Origin of the sequence: Streptosporangium sp. NPDC051022 (genome assembly GCF_040683035.1) — a bacterium.
GTDB lineage: Bacteria > Actinomycetota > Actinomycetes > Streptosporangiales > Streptosporangiaceae > Streptosporangium.
The window spans coordinates 68,961-83,617 of record NZ_JBFBCF010000031.1; the positions used below are offsets into that span (position 1 = coordinate 68,961).

The 14,657-nt window shown below is 71.5% G+C and carries 12 protein-coding genes and 1 pseudogene; 4 read left to right on the forward strand and 9 right to left on the reverse strand.

Annotated features, from left to right (window positions below; translation table 11 throughout):
• Nucleotides 1–130: 130 nt before the first annotated feature.
• Nucleotides 131–307, reverse strand: a pseudogene (locus tag AB0N02_RS36690) (helix-turn-helix transcriptional regulator); the annotation flags it as partial.
• A gap of 473 nt (nt 308–780) precedes the next feature.
• Between AB0N02_RS36690 and AB0N02_RS36695 the strand changes: the two are divergent.
• The 3 genes from AB0N02_RS36695 to AB0N02_RS36705 all read left to right on the forward strand — a co-directional run bounded on the left by AB0N02_RS36695 (nt 781) and on the right by AB0N02_RS36705 (nt 3,938).
• Nucleotides 781–1,005: a hypothetical protein gene (locus AB0N02_RS36695; RefSeq protein WP_363956406.1), complete on the forward strand. Its 225-nt coding sequence runs from the start codon at nt 781–783 to the stop codon at nt 1,003–1,005.
• Nucleotides 1,005–1,454: an ATP-binding protein gene (locus AB0N02_RS36700; protein ID WP_363956409.1), complete on the forward strand. Its 450-nt coding sequence runs from the start codon at nt 1,005–1,007 to the stop codon at nt 1,452–1,454. Before AB0N02_RS36695 ends, AB0N02_RS36700 begins: the two co-directional genes overlap by 1 nt.
• A gap of 1,209 nt (nt 1,455–2,663) precedes the next feature.
• Entirely contained in the window at nt 2,664–3,938 is a 1,275-nt protein-coding gene (locus tag AB0N02_RS36705) for a Cmx/CmrA family chloramphenicol efflux MFS transporter (protein WP_363956412.1), read from the forward strand.
• 91 nt (nt 3,939–4,029) lie between these two features.
• Here the strand turns inward: AB0N02_RS36705 and AB0N02_RS36710 are convergent, their stop codons facing one another.
• From AB0N02_RS36710 to AB0N02_RS36730, 5 genes are all read right to left on the reverse strand, one after another.
• Nucleotides 4,030–4,428, reverse strand: a complete 399-nt coding sequence (locus tag AB0N02_RS36710) for a VOC family protein (protein ID WP_363956415.1) — start codon at nt 4,426–4,428, stop codon at nt 4,030–4,032.
• Nucleotides 4,429–4,454: 26 nt separating this feature from the next.
• Nucleotides 4,455–4,826 (reverse strand): VOC family protein, encoded by a 372-nt coding sequence (locus AB0N02_RS36715; protein ID WP_363956418.1) that lies wholly within the window; start codon nt 4,824–4,826, stop codon nt 4,455–4,457.
• A 16-nt stretch (nt 4,827–4,842) separates the two neighbouring features.
• The gene (locus AB0N02_RS36720) at nt 4,843–6,159 is read right to left on the reverse strand and encodes an FGGY-family carbohydrate kinase (protein ID WP_363956420.1); all 1,317 of its coding nucleotides are present in this window, start codon (nt 6,157–6,159) and stop codon (nt 4,843–4,845) included.
• Nucleotides 6,160–6,283: 124 nt separating this feature from the next.
• On the reverse strand, nt 6,284–7,309 hold the full coding sequence (locus tag AB0N02_RS36725) for an alcohol dehydrogenase catalytic domain-containing protein (RefSeq protein WP_363956423.1): 1,026 nt from the start codon (nt 7,307–7,309) through the stop codon (nt 6,284–6,286).
• Complete coding sequence (locus tag AB0N02_RS36730) at nt 7,309–8,694, reverse strand: amidohydrolase family protein (protein WP_363956426.1); 1,386 nt, start codon at nt 8,692–8,694, stop codon at nt 7,309–7,311. The genes AB0N02_RS36725 and AB0N02_RS36730 overlap by 1 nt, the downstream gene beginning before the upstream one ends.
• Before the next feature lie 121 nt (nt 8,695–8,815).
• Here AB0N02_RS36730 and AB0N02_RS36735 point away from each other — a divergent pair, with 121 nt between their 5' ends.
• Nucleotides 8,816–10,303, forward strand: coding sequence for an aldehyde dehydrogenase family protein (locus AB0N02_RS36735; RefSeq protein ID WP_363956429.1), 1,488 nt, complete (start codon nt 8,816–8,818; stop codon nt 10,301–10,303).
• A 63-nt stretch (nt 10,304–10,366) separates the two neighbouring features.
• Here AB0N02_RS36735 and AB0N02_RS36740 read toward each other — a convergent pair whose 3' ends face one another.
• The 3 genes from AB0N02_RS36740 to AB0N02_RS36750 form a co-directional block, all read right to left on the reverse strand.
• Entirely contained in the window at nt 10,367–12,901 is a 2,535-nt protein-coding gene (locus tag AB0N02_RS36740) for a hypothetical protein (protein ID WP_363956432.1), read from the reverse strand.
• Between the two features lie 141 nt (nt 12,902–13,042).
• Entirely contained in the window at nt 13,043–14,452 is a 1,410-nt protein-coding gene (locus tag AB0N02_RS36745; RefSeq protein WP_363956435.1) for an amidase, read from the reverse strand.
• Nucleotides 14,445–14,630, reverse strand: coding sequence for a hypothetical protein (locus AB0N02_RS36750; protein ID WP_363956438.1), 186 nt, complete (start codon nt 14,628–14,630; stop codon nt 14,445–14,447). Before AB0N02_RS36750 ends, AB0N02_RS36745 begins: the two co-directional genes overlap by 8 nt.
• Nucleotides 14,631–14,657: the final 27 nt, after the last annotated feature.

Below are 14,657 nucleotides of genomic sequence, written 5' to 3' on the forward strand. Positions count from 1 at the left end.
TACCGAAGTCTCTGCGTTTCGTTGTATCGTCATCCCCTCGGGTACCGAATCGGAGTAGATGAAGAGGAATCCCGATTCGAAGTGATATTTCCCGGACCTGGTCCACCATCAGTGGCTGATGATTCCGCAGCACTTTGGAAACCCAACTCTGGGAGTAGCCAACCGCCTCGGCCAGTTGGCCCTGTGTCCACCCATTGGCCCGCTGCACCTCGGCGAGGACCGTAGGGATGTCACACTCCGCAAGAGCGGCCGCCATGGTAGGCGAGGACCAGAACTGAAGTGGAAGGCGACCCTGGTTCTGACTCATGACGTTAGGTTAGGCGCCGAGATACTGCCACATCGATATTCGCGAGAAGAATAACCTCAGTGCCGTCAGCGCTAGGCATTAAGCAGGGCCGACACCCGCAGCGATGATCGCCCCATGAACGCTCTCCCTCTCCGTAAGACGCCGACTACGGTCCGCGTCTGTACGGTGCACCTCTCCGACGTGCACCAGAGGCACGGCCTGGCTCTCGCTTCCATTCGGATGAATGACCTCGACCGTCAGCGACGGATGAGACAGGCATCAAACAAACGAGCCACTAGGACAGAAAAGTCCGTTTAGCGGCAAACCTGCCGAGACGGCAAATGAGCGTCATACAGGGGTGGACCCGCCTCAGTGGTTGCGTACTGGGCGGATCCCTTGACCGCACGGTGGAGGTGCGATCCATGGGCAACTCTAAGGCTGCCGCATGTGCGCAAGAAACAGGGGACGATCAAGAGCAGCAGTTCATTCATCTGGTGCGTCTGGCCTGGGATCTGCGGGTGCTGGGGTTGGAGGTCTCAGTGGAGCTTCCGCGCGGGGCGGAGCCGTACGTGGTGGTACGGCGGGCGGCCGGGTCGTTGCGGGTCGCGGCGGCGAAACGCGATCGGGGGTGGGTGTTCTCCTGGGGACGTGGCCGGGAGCAGCAGGCGCCCGCGCTGGACGCGGAGGTCCCGCACCGTATCCGGCAGGTGGCGCGGTGATGGCTGTGACGCTGGGCGTCGTCGACCTGCCGGGCCGGGAGTGCTCGGTGGCGGCGGCTCGGCGGTACGTGGCGAATCTGCTCCGGGGCGCAGGACACCTCGATGTCGACGACGTGGTGCTGGCGGTGAGCGAGGTCGTCACCAACGCCGTGGTGCACACCGCCTCGGGCGGAGAGGGTGGTGTGGTGACCGTGGAGGTCACCCATCTGGGGCCGTGCCTGGTGTGCGTCGAGGTGATCGACGACGGCCCGTCCGCGTCCCGTGTGCCGCCGGGCGTTCCGGTGGTGCGCCGCCACGAGGAGGGCGGGACGGCGTTGGAGACGGGCGGGCGCGGGCTGTGGCTGGTCGACGAGGTCACCGAGAGCTGGGGCGTCCGCCAGGTGGAGAAGGGCCGGGTGGCGGTGTGGATGCGGATCTCCACCTCGGCGAAGGTGGAAGGGCAACCGTGACGACGTTCCGCGACGAACGGCGGGGGCCGAAGCTCTGAGGCGGTTGACGCCGGTTTCCGTGGCTTCGATCCTGTCGTCGTCAGCGCCTCCCTCAAGAGAACGCCGATTCCTCCGTCACCGATGCCCGGCTTCTCCGTTCTCCCCTGCTCGTCTGGCCCGCCCGGCTCGTTTGGTCCAGAGTTCCCAAGCGGCCAGAGCCCAGAGCAGTACCAGGAGCAACAGCGGAAGGGCGTCCTCCGGGAAGGCCGGTAAGAGGTGTCCTCCCGCCATGAGCGCCTCGACGGCCTTCCCTGCGGCGAAGAGCACGGTTCCGAGGCACGCGGCCTTCCAGTACGTCCACCTGAGAGCGCGCCGGGGGGACATCATGCCGTACCGCCTTTGGCCAGGAGTCGGGCGACACGACGATCATACGGCGGGACCCGGCGCGAGCTCACCCGAGCCGACGTAAGAACCCATACTCGGGGGATGAGCGAAACCGACGTCCCCAAGTCCCGCCCTGCCACAGTGAACGGCGAGCCGTACGGGCCATGGAGGGAGCGCACCAAAGGACGCGTGATGAGGCGCGTCTGCTTCTTCCCCGATTCCGATGAGGAAGAGGACCTTCCCGACTTCCTCAGGTAGTCCGGGCAGGCCGATACAAAGAGGCTCATCGGCGCCGATCCAGTCCGCTTCACCGCTCGCAGTACCGGCGCCTGGACGGACACAGACACAGACACAGACACAGCGAAGGTAATCACGGACGCGGCGAAGGCAAGCGGTCACCGCACTACTGAATCCCAGCGCGTGACGTCGCCCTAGATGGCGCCCCCGGCCTGGAGGAACCTCAATGGCGGCTCCGGTCTGGGAGAAAAAGGGGTCGCCATCCAGGGCGACGTCACGCGTAGGTCGTCAGTGTCCGTCACGGGCCGTCGCGGGCCGGGACGTCGGTGACGCGCTCGGGTGGCTCGTGGCCAGAAGGAAAGCTCGGGTGGCTCGTGGCCGGGGGGAAACCGGTGTGCGCGGAAGCGGTCCGGCTGAGTATTGTGCTTGTCATGTCGAGCCCAGAGGCATCCAGGGTGGGGGCTTTCGGTCACCCGTCAGCCCCCTGAACCACAGACCACTGAACGGTCCTGTCCCGCCGCACGATGACGGCGGATGACAGAAGTAGCCGGGCGCTGACCGCGGTGACGAGACGTCTCATCCGATCTCTCATCACCTCGGAGTCTCTCGATGCCTCTGCCTCTCTATCTGCTTTCCGTGGCGCTCTTCGCCATGGGCACGTCGGAATTCATGCTCGCCGGCCTGCTACCGGACATCGCCGCGGACGTCGGCGTTCCGGTCTCGACGGCGGGACTGCTCACCCCGGCCTTCGCCGTCGGAATGGTGGCGGGTGCCCCGCTCATGGCGGGACTGGCGCGCCGGTGGCCACGGCGATCCAGCCTGCTGGGCTTTCTCGGCCTGTTCCTGGCCGCGCACGTTCTCGGCGCCTGCACCGGCGATTTCACGGTTCTGCTCGCCACCCGGGTCGCCGCGGCGCTCGCCTACGCCGGTTTTCTGGCGGTCGCGCTCACCACGGCCGCCGAACTGGTCCCCGCCGACCGGAAGGGGCGGGCCCTGGCCGTCCTGCTGGCGGGCACCACGATCGCCACTGTCGCGGGGGTTCCGGCCGGTGCCCTGCTGGGGACGCTGCTCGACTGGCGCGTCACCTTCTGGGGGATCGCGGTGCTGTGCCTGCCCGCGGCGCTCGGCGTGGTGCTCGGCATTCCCGCCGACGCGGAACGAACCGGCGCAGGACGCCCCGACGCGGAACGACCCGGCGATCCGGTAGGCCCGGATCTACGTCAGGAACTCGCCGAACTACGGCGTCCGCGACTGGTCCTGGTCCTGTCGCTGGGCGCGCTGGTGAACGCCGCGACGTTCGGTACCTTCACCTTCCTAGCTCCGATCGTCACCGATGTCGCCGGGCTGGATCCGCTGTGGGTCTCCGTCGCGCTGGTGCTGTTCGGCCTGGGATCCTTCGTCGGCGTCGCTGTCGCCGGGCGGCTGTCGGACCGGCGGCCCGGTGTCGTCATCGCGGTCGGCGGGCCGTTGCTGCTCGGCGGCTGGGTCGCCCTCGGCCTCACCGTGTCCGCCCCGATCGCGCTGCTGGTTCTCGCGTTCACCCAGGGGATGTTCTCCTTCGGCGTCGGGAGCACGCTGATCGCACGCGTGCTGTACGAGGCCGCAGGGGCACCGACCATGGCGGGCTCCTATGCCACCGCCGCCCTCAACGTCGGCGCCGTCGCCGGTCCCGTCACCGCCGCCGCCACGTTGAACACCTCGCTGGCCGAGCAGGGACCCGTCTGGGCCAGTGGCGCCCTGGTCGCGGTCGCGCTCCTGCTCGCTCTGCTCTTCCGGCACGCCCTCGAACGCCGTCACGCCCTCGAACGCCGTCACGCCCTCGGACGCGGCGATGCGGGCACCGCCCCCGGCGACGCGCCTGAGCGGATCGAAGACGTTCGGTGAATACGGCGGGGCCCGGTGCGAGCTCACCCGAAAGGCCGGGGGTCGGATACGACTGTCCGGATGAGCCGGCGCCGGGCCCCGCGAGGGACGGTCAGTCGTCGGCGGGCTTCCACCACATGACGATCTGGTTGCCCCAGGGGTCGAGGAACGAGGCGTGGTAGCCGTCGAACTCCTCCCAGTAGCCCTGCTCCCACAGGGCCGTCGCGCCGAGGATCACGGCCTTGTTGAGGTACTCGCCCGGAGGGGCGTCGACCAGGATGTAGGTGCGGGCCTGCAGGCCGGAGCGCGGCTGCGGCGGCCTCGGGGCGGGGTCGGGGAACTGCTCGATCTCGCTCCAGAGCCCGAGGTGCAGTCCCTCCCCCGGCACGACCTGGTGGAAGACCCCCTCGGGGCGGCCGTTGACGGTCCAGCCGAACAGCTCCCGGTAGAACTCCGACGCCGCCTTGACGTCAGAGGTGGGGAGGTCGACGAAGACGAGAGTGTTAGTCACGAAATATCACTTCTCTCTGTGATTTGTCAGGACTTGTAGTAGGTGCCCTTGTCGCGCCAGAGCACGATCTCGGCGCCCCAGGGGTCGCGGAAGGCGGCGTGGCGGCCGTCGAACTCCTCCCAGTAGGTCTCCTCCCACAGCACGGTCGCGCCCAGCTCCACGGCCTGGGCGAGGAAGGCGGGCGGCTCGTCGACCATCACGTAGACCCGGGGCACCGGCCCGCTCACCGGCGTCTCCTCACGGTGGATGCCGAGGTTGGGCTTGACGCCGGGGAGGATCTCGTGGAACTCCCCGGCCGGCCGGCGGTTGACCTGCCAGCCGAAGAGCTTCTCGTAGAAGACCGAGGTCGCCTCCGGGTCGGGAGTCGGGAAGTCGACGAAGATCACAGGATTGGGCACAGGAACTCCTTGTCTGTCAGGCGTCGGTCAGGCGGAGCTCGGCGGCGTCGCCGAGCGAGACGAACCGCCGATAGGTTTCGCGGTAGACGGATCGGGGCGAGGGCTCGACGACGGTCACCGGCGGACGGGGCCACGATCCGCCGGGGGCCGTTCCCGGCCGCGGCCACCATCCGGCTCCCGCGCCCGCCGCCAGCGCCGCGCCGTAGGCGGCCAGGTCGGTCTCGGCCGGGACCTCGACGGGGACCTCCAGCACGTCGGCCTTGATCTGGCACCAGAGCGGGCTGCGCGCCGGGGATCCGGCGCACACGAGCAGGTCGATCCCGACGGGCAGGGAGTCGGCGATGTTGCGCAGGCCGTACGCGGCCCCCTCCAGCACGGCGCGGGCCAGGTGGCCCGGACCGCACCCGGATCCCAGGCCGACGATCTCGGCGCGCAGCTGCCGGTTCCACCGGGGGGCGCGCTCGCCCTCCAGGTACGGCAGCACGATCACCCCGTCGGCCCCGGCCGGTACGGCCGCCGCCAGCTCCAGCAGCTCGGGCACCGGCCTGCCGGTCACCATGGTCAGCCACTCCAGCATCAGGCCGTGGCTGCTGACCGGCCCGCCCACGATGTCCACGCCCTTGGCCGGGCTGGCCAGCGTGTAGAGGTCGCCGTGCGTGTCGGAGGAGGCGATGGCCACCGCGAGGCCGCCGGTGCGCCCGCCCGGGTCCAGCGCCCTGCCGGGCGTGTCGACGCCACCGGCCCAGAAGGCGAGGTAGGCGTCCTGCGCCCCGGCGACCAGCGGCACCCCGGCGGGAATCCCCGAGGCGCCCGCGAGTTCCGTGCTCCCGCGGCTCTCCGCCGGTCCGCTGCCGGTCAGGCCGATCACCTCGCCGGTCGTGGCGCGGGCGCCGTACCCGTCGAGCGTCGGGTCGCCCGGCCAGCGCGACTGGCGCTCCTCGGCGCCGAGCCTGGCCATCAGCCAGTCGTAGACCTGCCGGGGCTCGGCGTCGTGACCGATCACCTCGCGCTGGGCGTAGTGCTGCTCGGCCGGGCTGCCGGTCACCCCGGCGGGGTGGCGGCAGGTGACCGCGAAGCCGCCGTCCCGGGGGACCGTGGTCGGGCTCTGCCCGCCGACGCAGATCGCCTCCGGCCTGCCGGTGAGATGCTCGCCGAGCGCGGTCACCGCCTCGACGACCCCGGCCAGCCACCCCTGCGGATCGGCGTGCCCGGCAGGCCAGCCCGCTGCCCCCGGATAGGCGCCGGTCGCCGCCCCCAGCACCCGGCCCGACGGGTCGATCGCGACGGCCCGCGCCGAGTTGCTGCCGAGGTCCACTCCGATGACCGCGTTCACGAGCCGCTCACCGGCCCTCCCTCACCGTACGGACGTCGTCCCCGGAAAGCCCGGCAGGACCGGGCTCGGACAGCTCGGACAGCCCGGACGGCCCGGCGGTACCGGGCCCAGTCCCGCGACGGGGTCACAGGCCACCGCCGACCATGACCCGGTAGACGGGCGTGGTCGCGGCCAGCTTGAGCGCCTCGGTCACGTCACCGAGGCCGAAACGGGCGGTGACCAGGGCGTCCAGGTCGGCGGCGAGGGCGCCCGAGGCGATCAGCGCGGCGGACTCCCGCCAGTCCTGCGGCTCCTGGCTGTAGGCGCCGACGATCGACAGCTCGTGGTGGTGGATCGCGTCCGGGCTCACCCCGACCGACAGGTCCTTGGGGAAGGCACCGTACAGGACCACGGTGCCGCCGTCGTCGCACAGCTCGACCGCCGTCTCCAGCGCGCCCGGCGCGCCCGCGGTCACGAAGACGAGATCCTGCTTGCCGCCCCGCTCGACCGCCTCGGCGGGCGTCGCGGTCCAGGCGGCCCCCGCCTGCCGCGCCTCGGCGAGACGGGTCTCGCTGACGTCGATCACGCCGACGGGGCCCGCGCCGCGCCACCGTGCGACGGCCAGGTGCAGCCTGCCCATGTAGCCCGCGCCGACCACGGCCACCCGGTCGCCGCCGCGCAGGCCGCCCAGCCGCAGCGAGTGCAGCACGCAGGCGACCGGCTCGCCCATCGCGGCGTGCTCGATCGGCGCGGACCCGGTCGCGTACGCCTGGGCCGCCTTGACCACGACGTGGTCGGACAGGCCCGCGCCGAACGAGACGGTCCCGTCGGCCAGCGTCCCGCCCTGGGGGCGCTTGCACAGCGCGCTGCGTCCACGGCGGCAGGGAGCGCAGGTGCCGCACCGGGTGAGCAGGTCGACGGTGACGGTCTCCCCCACCTGGGGCGATCCGGGAAGTCCGGCGACCGCCGGCCCGACCTCGGCCACCCGCCCGGCGACCTCGTGTCCGGGCGCTACGGGGTAGAACCGCTTCTCCCCGAGATACAGGCGGCGCTCCATCGTGCACAGTCCGCAGGCGCCCACCTCGACCAGCACCTCGTCGGGCCCGAGCGCGGGCGTCGGCTCCTCACGCAGCTCGACGGCCTCGGGGGCGGTGACAACGGCGACTCTCATCAGTGACTCCAAACGTGTGGCCAGTGGTGGCGTACGGCGACTCCGGCCCTGCTGAGCAGGTCGGCGGAGGCGTGGCGGACTTCGTCGCGCAGGGCCCGCTCGTCGACGGTCACGCAGCGGCCCTCCCGGACCACCTGCCGTCCGCCGACGAGCACGTCACGGACCGAGCGGCCGTCCGCCGACCAGACGAGCTGCTGGGCGATGTCGCCGCGCGGCGTCCACTGCGGCCCCGTCGCGTCGTGAACGACCAGGTCGGCGAGCTTGCCCGGCTCCAGCGAACCGATCCGGTCCGCCATGCCCGCGGCCTCGGCGCCCCGGATGGTGGCCATCTCCAGCGCCTCGGGAGCACCGAGCGCGGTGGGATCGAGGGCGGTGTCCTTGGCCAGGCCCGCCGCGAGGGCTGCGGCCCGCAGGATGTCGGCGGCGTCGCCCGCGTTCCCGGCGTCGCAGCCCAGGGCGACCCGGGCGCCCCTGGCGACCATCTCGGCGTGCCGCCCGGCCCTGGTCACCCCCTGGCCCAGGCGCAGGTACGCCCACGGGCAGTAGGCGACCGCCGTGTCCGAGCCGACGAGCGCGTCCATCTCGGCGTCGTCCAGCCAGACGGCGTGCGCCAGCAGCAGGTGGGGGCCGAGCACGCCGAGGTCGGCGAGGTGGAGCAGCGGGCGGCGGCCGGTGACCGCGAGGTAGTGCTCGGCGTCGGCGGGGCCTGGCGACATGTGCATGGTCAGGCCCGCGCCGGTCTCGCGGGCCAGGTCGGCGGCGCCCGCCAGCAGCTCGTCCGAGGCCAGGCCGTGACCGACGAGGGTGACCTTGCCCTCGACGAGACCGCCGGCCGGGTAGTCCTCGACCACGGCGCGCAGCCGGTCGAGCACCTCGGCGGCGGGGGCGCCGTGCGGGACGCCCTCGGCGTCCCAGCCCCAGGTGCCGACCGTACCGCGCAGCCCGGCCCCGAGCATGGCGGCGGCGACCCGGTGGGGGTGGGCGACGGTGCCCGCCTCGACCACGGTGGTCACGCCGTTGCGCAGGCTCTCCACGCAGGCCAGCAGGGCCGACAACTCCTCGTCCTGGGCCCGGTGCGCCTGGTGCAGTGGCACCGACCAGCCGAAGATGGCCTCGTCTGAGTGGATGTCGTCGGGGATGCACGCGCGGGCGAGCGGGTCGCCGGTGAGATGCTGGTGGGCGTTGACGAGGCCGGGGGTGACGACGCAGTCCGTCGCGTCCAGCTCGGGGACGCCCGGCCAGCGTGTCCGCAGCTCGCCGGTCGCGCCGACGGCGATGATCGTGTCGCCCGTGATCGCGACCGTCCCGCCCAGGAGCACCTCCCTGCGGGCGTTCATGGTGACCACGTCGCCACCGGTGATCAGGAGATCGGGAACCAGCTCCATGCGACCGAACGCTAGGTTCGCCGGACGTCCGGGGTCATCCATCCCCGAGCACAACAACTCGGGCGTACTCCATGCCAGGGACACAGTGCCGCGGCCGGAAGGCGAGGCGAGGCTGTGCCCCATGCGCTACGACCCCACCTGGCTCGACTCCGATCCGCTCCCGCAGCTCATCGACGGTCGCGAATCCCGGCAGGGCGGCATCCGCCCGGTGATCGACCCCTCGACCGGACAGTCTCCCGCCTCCTACGCCGAGGCCACGTCCGCCGAGGTCGAGGCGGCGGTCGCCGCCGCCAGGCGCAGTCACGACGAGGGCGAGTGGCGCCGCATGCCCGGCGCGCGCAGGGCCGAGTTGCTGGACGCCGTCGCGGCCGCGATCCGCGCGGACGCGCGGCGGCTGGCGACGCTGGAGGCGCTCGACACCGGCAAGGCCGTCGGCGGCGCGCTGACCAACGACGTCTACGAGGCCGCCAACGCCTTCTCCTACGCCGCGGCCGTCGCCCGGACCCTGCACGGCGACGTACGGCGCAGCTCCTACCCGCCGGAGCTGCTGCCCGGCGGCGGTCCCGGCCTGATGACCATGCGGACGCCCGAACCCGCGGGGGTGGTGGCCGAGCTGCTGCCCTGGAACGGGCCGCTGATGACCGGCAGCCAGCGCATCGCGACGGCCCTGGCCGCGGGCTGCTCGATCGTGGCCAAGGCTCCGGAGGAGGCCGTGGTCACCCTCGTCGAGCTGGGCCGCATCCTCACCCGCGCCGGGCTGCCCGCCGGGGTGCTGAACATCCTGCTGGGCCCCGGGGAGACCGTGGGCGAGCGACTCGTCACCGACCCCCGGGTGGACCTGATCAGCCTGACCGGAGGCACCGAGACGGGCCGCCGGGTGATGGAGCTGGCCTCGCGGAACCTCACCCCGACCCACCTGGAGCTCGGCGGCAAGTCCCCGGTCATCGTCTTCGCCGACGCCGACCTGGACCAGGCGGTGGGATGGGCGATGATGGCGGCGTTCGTCAACATGGGCGAGGTCTGCGTCGCGGGCAGCCGCCTGCTCGTCGAGGAGTCGGTCTACGACGACGTGGTCAAGGGCGTGGCCGCCGCCGCGGCCACCCTCCCGATCGGTGACGCTCTCGCCGAGGACACCTTCATCGGACCGCTGATCAGCGAGGAGCACGCCGACCGGGTCCGCGGCTTCGTCTCACGCGCCGTCGACGGCGGTGACGCCTCCGTACTGGGCTCGCCGTCCCTGCCGGACGGCGCCGGGGCGGCGTTCGTGCCGCCGACGGTGCTGGGCGGGGTGCGGGCGGGCAGCGAGGTCGAGCAGCGGGAGGTCTTCGGCCCGGTGCTGGCCGCCATGCCGTTCTCCACCGAGGCCGAGGCCCTGGCCCTGGCCAACGGCACCTCCTACGGCCTCAACGCCACGGTCTTCACCCGCGACCTCGAGCGCGCCTTCCGCGCCGCCGACGCCCTCGACTGCGGCGAGGTCAACGTCAACTGCCACTTCGCCCCCGACATGAACGGCGGCCGCGGCGAACCCCGCCGCGCCAGCGGCCACGCCCGCACCGGCATCGACGCCTACACCCGCCTGAAGGCGGTCAACGTCCAGATCCACTCCTGACCTCGGCCGGATACCGTACCTCGCGGGTCCGAGCGGGCCGTCGGCCTCCGGGCCGCGGCCCCGTCAGCCCTCGATGCCACTCAGCCATGCGCTCAGGGCCTGCGGTGAGACCTCGTCCTCGATGCCGAGCTTCTTGCGGATCCGCGAGATGTGCGTCTTGAGGGTGTGCTCGGAGATGGCGAGGTAGCGCGCGCACCGGTCCCGGAAGGTCGAGCCCTCGGGCATCTCGGTGACGATCCTCAGGAAGTACGCCAAGAAGACGTCGATCTCACGCCAGGTGAGCCCGTAGCCGTTGAGCAGCGTCTCGACCGACCGGATCGGTGTCCCCACGGCCAGGGCCCTCTCGACGCGTTCGCGGATCTCCGGGTTGGAGCAGGTCAGCAGCAGGCTGCCTTCTCCGGCCCCGGCCTCCGCACCGGTCCTCGCAGCCCGCGACCGCATGTCGCGCGCCGACGGGCCGGCCGTCCCGGAGCCCTGCCAGTAGAGCCGCGTCATCCCGGAGTGGATGAGCCACCCGGTCACCCACGACCGTAGGATCTCGGCCTCCTTGGTCGCACCGGAACGCTCCAGGGCCATGGCACGGTAGGCGGTCACGGAACGGGCGTGGTGGGTGAATCCGGCGTCGTCGAAGATGTTTTCGGCCCGGCGTAGTGCCCGCTGCGCGGTCTCGGGCTCGCGGCCGAGCAGGAGCAGTCCCCGGACCAGCTCGGCCCCGCCGCGATCGATGATCAGATCGCTCGCCTCGAGCCGCTCCGGTGCCGTCTCGTCGAGCGCCTGCGCCCCGTGGCCGGACTGCAGCACCGTGACGATGTGGTCGACCATCGCGATCCGGCCGGCCTTGCCGTAGTCCTCGATCGCCCCGTTGAGGTCGCCCCGCGAACGCAGCATGTTGCCGCGCCACTGATGGGCCCACTGACGCTGGATCGAGTTGTGGTGGCCCCCGGCCTTGAGCACCGTGTCGAAGGCGGTCCACGCGCCGTAGTCGTTGCCGGTCAAGTGCAGGGCCATCCCCTGGATGATCCCGGCCCACCTGTTGTCCTCACCGAGCGTCGCGATCTCACTCTCGTCGAGTAGCCGGGCGGCGCTCTGGGGGTGACCGCGCAGCAGCCGGGCCAGGGCGAGATTGCGCTTGGCGCGAGCGTGCAGGCTGCGGCGCAGGTCGGCGCCCTCGATGTGATGGACTGCGGCAAGGGCCTGCTCCCCGGCGGCGATCGCGGCGTCGGCGGGCCCGGCCGCGCAGCGCATCCAGCACAGGTGGGCGGCGAGGCTCGTGCGCGCGGCCGCGGAGTAGCCGACGTCCCGTACGGCCTTCTCGGTCGCCCGGATCGACTCGGCGTAGGAGAAGTCGGCGTAGCCGACCTGGTGGATCTCGCTCGTCGTCCAGGCGACTCCGTCGACGTCACCGACCGATTCGAAGCGGAACCGGGCCTGGCTCAGGGCCACCAACGCCCCGTCGAAATCGAGGCGCAGCCGACGTAGCCGTCCCTCGAGGGCGGAGAGCCACGGGTACTCGTACACCTGGCTTCCGGACAGGGCGAGCGTCCAGCTCTCCTGGTCGGCCGTCTCGACCTGGTCGATGGCACCGAACCCGATCGAGCTGAGCAGCCGGGCCGCCTCGGCCGGGCGACCGGCCTTGACGAAGTGCCCGACGGCCTGGCCTGGTTCGCCGCAGGAGACGAGGGCCTCGGCCGCCCGCCCCTGGAGCCGGACCACTTCCTCTGCGGAGTTCTCGCTGTGCAGCCGGTAGAGGAGGAACTCCCGGAACAACGGATGGAAGCGCACCCGATGCCCGCGCCGTGGGACGGGCCGGGTGAAGAAGTCGTCCCGTGCCATCTGCGAGATCGTGTTCCACTCGCTGCGCGGTCCGTCGATCGCGCGGCAGATCTCCGCGGAGAGCGTCTCGAGCACCGCCAGGCGGCTGAGCCGGTCGATGTCCACCAGGCCGTAGTGCGCGAGGGCGTCGGTGAAGTACTCGATGAAGTCCCACTGGCTGCCCGACAGGTGGGTCACCAGTTCGTTGGGCGCCAGCTCGGGGATGCTCATGGCCAGGACCAGTCCGGCCGGCCAACCCTGGGAGCGTCGCATCACCTCGCTCACGACCTCGTTGCGCACGTCGTATCCCTGCTGCCGCAGGAAGAGCCGGACCTCGGCCGGGCTGAAGGCGAGGTCGGCGGAGGTGATCACGTCGATGGCCCGGTTGGCCTTGAGCCGACCGATGGGGACATGGGGATGGCGGCCCGTGGCGAGAACGACGGTCACCCCCGACTGGCGTTCGAGCCAGTTGAGCAGGTCCACGGCGCTTCCCGCGTCGTCGGCGCGGTCGAAGTCGTCGATGACGATCGCGGCGCGCTTGTCCGGGCCTCGCTCCTCGCGGTGCCTGGCGAGGAGTCGGTCGAGCCGGGTCGGCAGCGAGCGGGCATCGGCGGCGAACAGGCGCAACACCGCCGTGCTCGCGGCCCGGGCCTCCGCATACTGGGTCAGCAAGGTCGTCTTCCCATAGCCGGGACCGGCATGGATGATCGTCAGCGGCCGGGCCTCCGGCGACAGCAGGCGGCCGACGAGCCGGCTGCGCTCGATCACCCCTGATATCGACGTCATGCGAACCCTCGAATCCTATATGTCCGACTTTTCCCGCCTCTGACCTCTGGACGATACCGAAGCCCCGGCCGGACGGTCCGGCGGCGTGAGGCACGTTCCCGGACCGGCGCGGTGTGGGACCCGCTCGGGAGGTGTCGGCGTCTAGGGCAACACCCCCGCAGGGGACTTCAGGTGCCAGTCGGTGATGTGCTGGTAGGCGTTGGCGATTTCGAGGACGGCCTGGTCCCGGTGGGGGCGCCCGACGAGTTGGAGCCCGATGGGCAGCCCCGCGCCGGTGAAACCGCAGGGCAGCGAGATCGCCGGCGCCCCGAGCAGGTTCGGCAGCCGGGTGAACCGGTTGTGCGCCGCGAGCTTGCGCTGCGGCCCGTGGGCCTCCGGTGCGAACTGGTCGAACAGGTGGGGGACGGTCGGGGAGGTGAGGGTGGCGATGACGTCGACGCCGGCCAGGGCGTGGTGGAACCGTTCGGCGAAGACGGCGCGGACGCGCTGGGCGCGCAGGTAGTCGCGGGCGGTGACGGAAGCGGCCAGGGCCATGCGATCGCGTACCCCGGGGCCGACGGTGTCCCGGTGAGCGCGGACGTGCTCCTCATGGATCGAGTACGACTCGCCGAGGACGATCGCGGAATGCGCCGCGAGCGGTCCCTCCAACGGCGGCATCGTGATGGGGACGACGGTGGCGCCGGCGGCGGTGAACTGCTCGACCACGACGGTGAAGGCCGCGTGGAACTCGGGATCGACACCGTCGAAGAAGAAGGCGTCGGGGACACCCACGCGCCGGCCGGTGAGATCGGCGGCGGCGATGGCGGCGACGTCCAAGGGAGCCATCGGGGCGGTGCCGCGATCCCGCGGGTCGGGCCCCTCGATGGCCCGGGTGACCAGGGCGGCGTCCAGGACGTCACGGGTCAGGGGACCGACGTGATCAAGAGTCCAGCTCAAAGGCAGAACGCCGTAACGGCTGACGCGCCCGTAAGTGGGCTTGAACCCGACAACGCCGCAGCCGGAGGCCGGACCGCGAATGGAACCGCCGGTGTCGGTGCCGATGGAGGCGTAGCTCATCAGGGCGCACACACCGGCGGCACTGCCGGAACTGGAACCGATGGTGACGCGGTCGAGATCCCACGGATTGCGGGTACGCCCGAAGGGATAGACGGTGCCCGGCCCCATGGCGAACTCGTAGGTCTGGGCCTTGCCCACGACGACGGCGCCGGCGTCGTCGAGCCGTTCGACGACGACGGCGTCGTGGTCGGGGACCCGGTCGGCCATGGAGGCGGATCCGGCGGTGGAGCGGATACCCCGGGTACTGATCAGATCCTTGAGGGAGACCGGGACCCCGTGCAGCGGCCCGCGATAGGCACCGGCCGCGATCTCACGCTCGGCGGTACGCGCCGCCCGCAGGGCACGATCGGCCAGCACGGTGACGAACGCGCCAACCACCCCGTCGAGCCGATCGATACGCTCCAGAACACCGGTGGTGACCTCGACCGGGGAAACCTCCCGATCACGGATCAGCTCCCCCACCCGGGCCAGCGACAATGCCGCCAACTCAGTCATCGTCCTTCCTCTGGTCGAGGGGCGAGACGAACAGCGGCTCCACGCTGTCGACGTCGATGGCCGACATGGCCGCCAGCGCCGCGCGCAGGGACTCGAGCTGCGGGCGCAGGCGTGGGGAGAGAAGATCCGGGTCGATGCCGAGGAACTCGTACTCCTCGGCGACTCCTGGTGTGCTCACGGGTGCTGCCTCCATGGTTGTGCGGGG

Coding starts and splice junctions, on each gene's coding strand:
- AB0N02_RS36735 (WP_363956429.1), top strand. CDS start 8,816: ATGCGCTACGACCCCACCTGGCTCGACTCCGATCCGCTCCCGCAGCTC.
- AB0N02_RS36725 (WP_363956423.1), bottom strand. CDS start 7,309: ATGAGAGTCGCCGTTGTCACCGCCCCCGAGGCCGTCGAGCTGCGTGAG.
- AB0N02_RS36700 (WP_363956409.1), top strand. CDS start 1,005: ATGGCTGTGACGCTGGGCGTCGTCGACCTGCCGGGCCGGGAGTGCTCG.
- AB0N02_RS36705 (WP_363956412.1), top strand. CDS start 2,664: ATGCCTCTGCCTCTCTATCTGCTTTCCGTGGCGCTCTTCGCCATGGGC.
- AB0N02_RS36740 (WP_363956432.1), bottom strand. CDS start 12,901: ATGACGTCGATATCAGGGGTGATCGAGCGCAGCCGGCTCGTCGGCCGC.
- AB0N02_RS36745 (WP_363956435.1), bottom strand. CDS start 14,452: ATGACTGAGTTGGCGGCATTGTCGCTGGCCCGGGTGGGGGAGCTGATC.
- AB0N02_RS36730 (WP_363956426.1), bottom strand. CDS start 8,694: ATGGAGCTGGTTCCCGATCTCCTGATCACCGGTGGCGACGTGGTCACC.